This window comes from Cypionkella sp. TWP1-2-1b2, from assembly GCF_049896245.1.
Lineage (GTDB): Bacteria > Pseudomonadota > Alphaproteobacteria > Rhodobacterales > Rhodobacteraceae > Cypionkella.
In genome coordinates this window covers 1-6,712 of record NZ_JAFCTX010000077.1, presented here as the reverse complement: position 1 = coordinate 6,712, position 6,712 = coordinate 1, and the positions used below count along the sequence as shown (strand labels likewise).

Below are 6,712 nucleotides of genomic sequence, written 5' to 3'. Positions count from 1 at the left end.
GCGAAGCTCCATAGGATGTGATTTGCCCATCTCGATCCCCTATATCTGGAAAGATCAGGGAATCAGAAACCGTCCAAGATGGGAAGCCTGAATCATATGAACGGCGACTTGCTCTAACCCAAAGGGGCGAGACATGCGTAAATTCATCATCATCGGCGGCGGCCAATCCGGGCTTCAAGTGGGCATAGGCTTGCTGAAAGCCGGGCATCAGGTCCGCATCGTGCAGAACCGCTCGGCAGATGAGGTGGCCAGTGGCAAAGTTCTGTCCAGCCAATGCATGTTCTCCAACGCCGTGCAGCATGAGCGTGACATTGGCATTGATTTCTGGTCAACCGAATGTCCACGGGTCGAAGGCATCAACTTCATCGTGCCCAACCCCGATGACTCTGGCACAAAGCTGATCGACTGGTCCGCACGCTTGGACAGCAACGCCTATTCCGTCGATCAACGGGTGAAAATCCCGCGCTGGATGGCCGAATTCAGCCGCCTCGCTGGCCAGATGGAGATCGCTGACGGGGCATTGCCGAGATTAAAACCTACACCCGCCAAGACGATCTGGTGATCATCGCCTCGGGCAAGGGCGACGTTGGCCGCCTGTTCCTCCGCGACGCCGAGAAATCATCCTTCGACAAACCGATACGCGCCCTCGCCCTGACCTATGTGACAGGCATGACGCCCCGGCAGCCTTACTCAGCCGTCGAATTCAACCTGATCCCCGGCGTCGGCGAATATTTTGTCTTCCCGGCGCTGATCACCACCGGCCCCTGTGAGATCATGGTGATGGAGGGCGTCCCGGGCGGTCCGATGGATTGCTGGGCCGATGTGAAAACCCCCACGCAGCATTTGGATACCGCGCCGAACATCCTGAAAACCTTCCTGCCATGGGAATACGACCGCTCGAAAAACTGCCAACTCACCGACGATAACGGCATCCTCGCAGGCCGCTTCGCCCCCACCGTCCGCCATCCGGTCGCCACCCGGCCCTCGGGCCGCCGCGTGCTGGGCCTCGGCGATGGGTCTGCCTGAACGATCCGATCACTGGCCAAAGCTCCAACAACGCCGCCAAAACAGCCGCGATCAACCTCGCCCGCATCCTGCACCACGGCGACCGCCCGTTTGACGCCACATGGATGCAAGCCACCTTCGATCAGTTCTGCGATTACGCTTAATGGGTGGTCGGCTGGACCAACGTGCTGCTGCAACCGCCGCCGCCCTTCGTGCTCGATATCATTGGCAACGCCCAAGCCCTGCCCACGCTGGCGTCGCGCATGGCCAACGGCTTTGACAACCCGCGTGATTTCTTCCCATGGTCGCCGATCCCGACGCCGCCGCGAGCTACCTGGCTCCGTTGAAAGCCGCCTGAGATGAGCGTGATCGACACCCCATCCTTTCGTGCCGCGTTGGGCCGCTCTCCCGGCGCCGTAACCATCGTCACCGCCCGCGCCGGCGCTGGCCCCGAGGCCCGACGCGGCATCACCGCCACCGTCGTACCCTGCAAGCCGGATCGCACAGCATCTTCATCGGCCAGATCACCAGCCTCACCCTCGGCGCAGGCCCCGCCCTGATCTACGCCCGAAACGCCTTCCACCGCCTCGCCCCGCTCTAGGCCCGCCGATGCGTGGCGGCGACCCTAGCGACCTCCTCATAAATCCCGGTCAGCACGTTCAACACCCGCGCCGCTTCGGCCAAGCGCGTTGAAAACCCCGGCAGGTTCCCCAGTTCCGCCAACAACAGCCGCCGCCGCAGCGCGCCGTAATCATCCGTCACCCGCCGCCCCTCATCCGTCACCTCGTAACTCACCCCCGACCGCCCCGCGCCCTTGCGCACCACCAGCCCAGCGCCAATCAACTTGCGCAGCGAGTACTGGATGTTCGGCACATCGTCGCGGTTGGCCAGGCGCGCCAGTTCCTTGATGCTTTTCGGGCGATCATGCATCCGAATGATGTGCAACAGCGCGTTTTCCGGCCCCGAGGCTGGCATCGCACACACCCCGCCAGACATTCCGACTGCCAGCGCCCGAATCCCTCAAACGCCCGCATCAGCGCGAATTCCAGCTCGGTGACTTCGACTTCCCCCGCCGTCTGCGCCAGATGCCAGCGGTAATTCAACGCCTGCGCCGCCACCTGTGTTGGCGCATCATTTTGAGTTTGAGTCTTTTTTCCCGCCATCACCCCAACCCCTTGCCTGCACGCATCCTCATCCGCCAAACCCATTGACGCAATGCGAACTTACGATTGAATTTCAATCATAAAATATAACCTAAAATCATCCGGTCCCATAATCACCCTCACAGGGAGTCCACAATGACCACCAACCCGATGCTCTTCGGCGATCACTTTTCGCTTGGGCACGTTTTCCTCCAACTGTTCCTCCGGCATGACCCCCACCAAAATCGCCGAGCGCTGGGACAATTCCTGGGACAACAACCTGACCCTCGCCAAAATGCTGGGTGAGGCGGACATCGACTTCATGCTGCCCATCGCCCGCTGGATCGGCTACGGTGGGGATACCGACTTCCATGGCAATGTCTTGGAAACCATGACTTGGGCGGCGGGCCTGCTGGCTGCCACCAAGAACATCGCGGTTTTTGCCACCATACACACCGCTGCCAATCATCCGGCGATTGTCGGCAAGTAAATCGCCACCATCGACCAGATCGGCCATGGCCGCGCCGGGCTGAACATCGTCGCGGGTTGGAACAAACCCGAATACGAGGCGCTTGGCCTGACCCTGCCCGATGATCACGAAACCCACTACGCCTATGCGCAGGAATGGTTCGATCTGGTCCGCAAACTCTGGACCTCGAAACAGCATTTCGACTGGAACGGCAGCTATTTCAAAGCCAAGCAGATCAAGGGCGATTCCGCCCCGATCCGTGGCCCCGTCCCAATCATCAACGCCGCAGGCTCACCGCAAGGGCGCAACTTCGCCACCGACAACCCCGATTTGCGCTGTTCTCATTCGTCAGATCAATCCCTCACCAACCTGCCAAGCAAAGCCCCCAGCCCGAAATCAAGGCGCGCACGCGCCGCCGGGCAGCGCCTGACCGCCCCCTGGGGCGGGCGCTTTTTCGCTGTCTCGCTTAGAACTTCTGGGGATTATGTTGAACCATAAAGCGCCTAGAACCGCTGTTGCTGGCCCACCCGGCGATCAGGCGTTGCCCCGTGTTGTGTAATTTGAAGTCGCGATCAGCATCCCGAGACAGGGGCTCGACCTGTGGCACAAAGGATTAAAGTGTTAATAAATCCTTAATTCACCAACTCCAACACACTGATATAAAACAACAAAAAAGGTCCCGAGTTGGGACCCTTCCGATTTCACCCTATTCCTGCCCCCAACCATCCATCGCCGCCACTGCCTCCTCCGCCGTTTCAACAAACTGAAACAGCCGCAAATCCGCAGCCGAGATCACCCCGGCTTCGGCCAGCATGTCCCAGTCAATCAACCGCTCCCAAAAGCTGCGGCCAAACAACAGGAACGGGATCGGTTTCATCCGGCCGGTCTGGATCAGGGTCAGGCTTTCAAACATCTCATCCAGCGTGCCAAACCCGCCCGGAAACACACAAATCGCCCGCGCCCGCATCAGGAAATGCATCTTCCGGATCGCAAAATAGTGGAAGTTGAACGACAGCTCCGGGGTCACATACTGGTTCGGGGCCTGCTCATGCGGCAGCACGATGTTCAGCCCGATGGATTGGCCGCCCGCATCGTCGGCGCCCCTGTTCCCGGCCTCCATCACCCCCGGCCCGCCGCCGGTGCAGATCACGTTTTCATGGCCGTAGGTTTGCAGGCTTCTTTCGGTGATCATGCGGGCGAAGCTGCGGGCTTCGGTGTAGTATTTCGTCAGATCCGCCAGCATCGGGGTTTTGGCGGCGGATTTGTGCGCGGGATCGGGGATGCGGGCGCCGCCGAACAGGACGACGGTGGATTTGATGCCCATCTCGTCCATCATCAACTGGGGTTTCAGCAGTTCCAACTGGAGGCGGACGGGGCGGAGGTCTTCTCGGGTCAGGAAGTCTTGGTCCGCGAAGGCGAGCTTGTAGGCGGGCGAGCGGGTTTGCGGGGTGTCGGGGATGCGATGGGTGGCGGCCACGTCTTGGACAGAGTCTCGGAACGGGTGGGGGCGGGTATCTTCGGTCATCGGGCGGCCTTGATTGGGGCGTGTTGAGGCTAGGGGTAGCGGGTTTTGTGGGGGTTGGGAAGGGCGCGGATTTTGCGTGTCCATGCGTGGACAAAAATAAATTTGTTTGAAATCAACAGGGTTTTTTCGAAATTATGCCGACGTTAACTTTTGCGGTATTGCGTTTGGCCCCGCAAGGGTAGGTCTGAGATGCCGCGGGGCAAGGCTGCGCCAGCGGCATCTGAAACGAAATGCAGCGGTTACAGCAGGCGCACCGCCATGCCACCGTCTACCGCCAGCGCCGACCCGGTGACGAAGCTGGCGCGGTCTGACAGCAGGAACAGCGCGGCTTGGGCGATCTCGGTCGGGGTGGCCATGCGCTTCATCGGGTGTAGGTTGGCGATGAAATCATGGGTGGCGGGGTCGTCGCCTGCGAGCGCCGTCTTGGTGCCGCCGGGGAGGATGGCGTTGATGCGGATGCCTTCCGCCGCGTGGTCGCAGGCCAAGGATTGCACAAGGCCGATCAGACCAGCTTTTGACGCCGCATAAGCCGCCATGCCGGGCAATCCGCCGTTGCTGAAGCCGACAAACGATCCGGTGAACACCACCGATCCGCCGCCGCGTTTGGCCAAGGCGGGCAGTTGGGCTTTGGCGCAGAAGAACGCGCTGCTGAGATTGGTGGCGAGGACGTTGTGCCAGTTCTCGCTGGCCATGGCGGGGACGGGGACCATATCGCCAACGGTTCCCACGTTGTTGAACGCGCCGTCGAGGCCGCCGAAATGGCTTTCGGCGAGGTCTACCAGCGCTTTGGCATAAGCCTCATCTGTGACATCGCCTGCAAGGCAGATGGCTTTGCCGCCGCTTTCGGTGATCTGGCCCACGAGGCGCTGCAATTCGGGGTGGCGGCGTGCGCCGAGCACCAGTTGTGCGCCCTCCGATGCGAATAAAAGAGCGGCGGCAGCACCGATGCCGCTGCTTGCCCCGGTGATCAGGATGGTTTTTCCGTTGAGGTCCATGGTCATGCCTTTCTGTTTGCATGACGGGGACTTAGGCGGTGGCGGGAGAGGGCAGCGACCCGTTTCTTGCGGTTGTAGCGCGAGAGATGGGCAATGCGCAGGAAACGGGTCGGCTCGGTGCGGTGTCGAGATTGGCCGTCCGGCTTTTTGGCCTAGCGATCAGTCCGCAAGGCTGCGATAGCCGCCGTTCCAGTAGATCAACGCGCCTGCGCCGATGGTGGTGCGGATGGCTTGGACGCGGCCAATCAGGATTGAGTGAGTGCCGCGGTCGATCATTTCTTCGATGCTGCAATCGAAGGCCGTGGGGGCACCTTTCAGCAGGCGGACGCCGGTGATCGCGGTTTCCCATTCGGCACCTTCATAGCGCGCCGCACCCTTGGTGCCGTTGAAGCCGGAGAAGCGCTCAGCCACGCCCTGATGGGCTGCGCCAAGGCTGGACCAGCCGAAGCTGCCGGTTTCTTTCAGCACAGGCCAACTGGAGGAGGCGCGGTTGACGCAGGCCAGCAGCAAGGGCGGTTCGGCGGAGAGCGAGATTGCGGAGGTGACAATGAGGCCCGTGGCGGCCTCGGCTTGTCCGGTGGTGATCAGGCTACAGTTGCCGACAAAGGCGCGCATGGCGTCGCGGAAGTGCTTGGGGGTGGGTTCGGACATCAGGCGCTCGCGGTTTGGGCGGCACCGCCTGTGGGGCGGTGCCGCAAGGGATGGCTGCCCTGCCGTCAGCGGATGCCCGCCTCTTGCAGTTTTGGCAGCACGGTGTCGCGGAAATAGGGGAATTCCTTGACATAATCCACAAAGGAAAGCGTGGTTCCCGCAAATCCGGTGGCGTGTAGTTTCAGGATGCCTTCGGCCACGTCATCGGGGTGCCAACCAGCGGGAAGGCACCGTGGCCCATGGCGAAAAGGTGTTTGATCTGGGCCAGCAGATCATGCGGGAAGCTTTGCGCGTGGGCGAATTCCAGGTTGACCAGATTATCCACCGCTGCGGTGTCGGTGTTGGCGACGGCGGTGTGGTGCAGGAATGCCTCGGCCTCGTCCCGCGACGGGCGGCAGATCACATGAGAGAAGGTCAGCACGTCAATCTTGCGGCCTTTAGCCTTGGCTTGCGCCTTCAGGGCGGCGATTTCGGTGATGGAGCGTGAGAGGTCAATCGCCGGGGTGAACAGGAAGCAGAGCAGACGTTCTGGAATGGGCTCCCCCTGACATTTAAGCGCACAAGCTACTCTTGTTGCAGTGTAACATCTTGGCGACTACCAAGCTGCTCTCTGAGTACTACCATTTCTTCATGATAGTCGCCAAAACTATAAGTATCGAACCAGAAACCGATGCCGAGTTGTGCCATTTCCTTTTGATATTCAAAATTCAACTCCCAGCTGAAGTTTTGATAATAGAACCCGACACAAACAAACTGAAGCTTGGCAATATTAATTGCTCGAAGTAACCCTTCGCGATGTCGCCGTAACCGGGCTCTGTTGCACAAATCAGCCTGAGGTCGAGTTTTCCCTTCCGCTGGACAGAGTCATCCCACACGTTGAGTTTGCGGCGTTCCAAGTGCCGTAAATCGGTTCAGGATCGCCGCC

At 60.5% G+C, this 6,712-nt stretch carries 9 protein-coding genes and 1 pseudogene; 3 read left to right on the top strand and 7 right to left on the bottom strand.

From position 1 onward, the window contains the following. Positions 1-133: 133 nt before the first annotated feature. Complete coding sequence (locus tag ACP7AP_RS23795; protein WP_426038357.1) at positions 134-562, top strand: hypothetical protein; 429 nt, start codon at positions 134-136, stop codon at positions 560-562. Next, complete coding sequence (locus tag ACP7AP_RS23790; RefSeq protein ID WP_426038355.1) at positions 559-1,026, top strand: styrene monooxygenase/indole monooxygenase family protein; 468 nt, start codon at positions 559-561, stop codon at positions 1,024-1,026. Before ACP7AP_RS23795 ends, ACP7AP_RS23790 begins: the two co-directional genes overlap by 4 nt. 139 nt (positions 1,027-1,165) lie before the next feature. Here the strand turns inward: ACP7AP_RS23790 and ACP7AP_RS23785 are convergent, their stop codons facing one another. Then, positions 1,166-1,588, bottom strand: a complete 423-nt coding sequence (locus ACP7AP_RS23785; RefSeq protein WP_426038353.1) for a hypothetical protein — start codon at positions 1,586-1,588, stop codon at positions 1,166-1,168. A 14-nt stretch (positions 1,589-1,602) separates the two neighbouring features. Continuing rightward, entirely contained in the window at positions 1,603-2,001 is a 399-nt protein-coding gene (locus ACP7AP_RS23780; RefSeq protein ID WP_426038351.1) for a winged helix DNA-binding protein, read from the bottom strand. Between the two features lie 342 nt (positions 2,002-2,343). Here ACP7AP_RS23780 and ACP7AP_RS23775 point away from each other — a divergent pair. After that, positions 2,344-3,114: pseudogene (locus ACP7AP_RS23775) on the top strand (LLM class flavin-dependent oxidoreductase). Positions 3,115-3,322: 208 nt separating this feature from the next. Here the strand turns inward: ACP7AP_RS23775 and ACP7AP_RS23770 are convergent. From ACP7AP_RS23770 to ACP7AP_RS23750, 5 genes are all read right to left on the bottom strand, one after another. Next, positions 3,323-4,141 carry a TIGR00730 family Rossman fold protein gene (locus tag ACP7AP_RS23770; protein WP_426038349.1) on the bottom strand — a complete coding sequence of 273 codons (819 nt, stop codon included), beginning with the start codon at positions 4,139-4,141 and terminating at the stop codon, positions 3,323-3,325. A gap of 239 nt (positions 4,142-4,380) precedes the next feature. Continuing rightward, positions 4,381-5,136 carry an SDR family oxidoreductase gene (locus ACP7AP_RS23765; protein WP_426038359.1) on the bottom strand — a complete coding sequence of 252 codons (756 nt, stop codon included), beginning with the start codon at positions 5,134-5,136 and terminating at the stop codon, positions 4,381-4,383. Between the two features lie 159 nt (positions 5,137-5,295). Beyond that, positions 5,296-5,787, bottom strand: coding sequence for a flavin reductase family protein (locus ACP7AP_RS23760; protein ID WP_426038347.1), 492 nt, complete (start codon positions 5,785-5,787; stop codon positions 5,296-5,298). Positions 5,788-5,852: 65 nt separating this feature from the next. Beyond that, positions 5,853-5,987, bottom strand: a complete 135-nt coding sequence (locus tag ACP7AP_RS23755) for a hypothetical protein (RefSeq protein ID WP_426038345.1) — start codon at positions 5,985-5,987, stop codon at positions 5,853-5,855. After that, on the bottom strand, positions 5,969-6,208 hold the full coding sequence (locus ACP7AP_RS23750) for a hypothetical protein (protein WP_426038343.1): 240 nt from the start codon (positions 6,206-6,208) through the stop codon (positions 5,969-5,971). Before ACP7AP_RS23750 ends, ACP7AP_RS23755 begins: the two co-directional genes overlap by 19 nt. Positions 6,209-6,712 lie beyond the last annotated feature (504 nt).

Bases quoted from the DNA above. Each gene is read 5' to 3' on its own strand.
- ACP7AP_RS23795 (WP_426038357.1), top strand. From the start codon at position 134: ATGCGTAAATTCATCATCATCGGCGGCGGCCAATCCGGGCTTCAAGTG.
- ACP7AP_RS23770 (WP_426038349.1), bottom strand. From the start codon at position 4,141: ATGACCGAAGATACCCGCCCCCACCCGTTCCGAGACTCTGTCCAAGAC.
- ACP7AP_RS23760 (WP_426038347.1), bottom strand. From the start codon at position 5,787: ATGTCCGAACCCACCCCCAAGCACTTCCGCGACGCCATGCGCGCCTTT.
- ACP7AP_RS23765 (WP_426038359.1), bottom strand. From the start codon at position 5,136: ATGGACCTCAACGGAAAAACCATCCTGATCACCGGGGCAAGCAGCGGC.
- ACP7AP_RS23780 (WP_426038351.1), bottom strand. From the start codon at position 2,001: ATGTCTGGCGGGGTGTGTGCGATGCCAGCCTCGGGGCCGGAAAACGCG.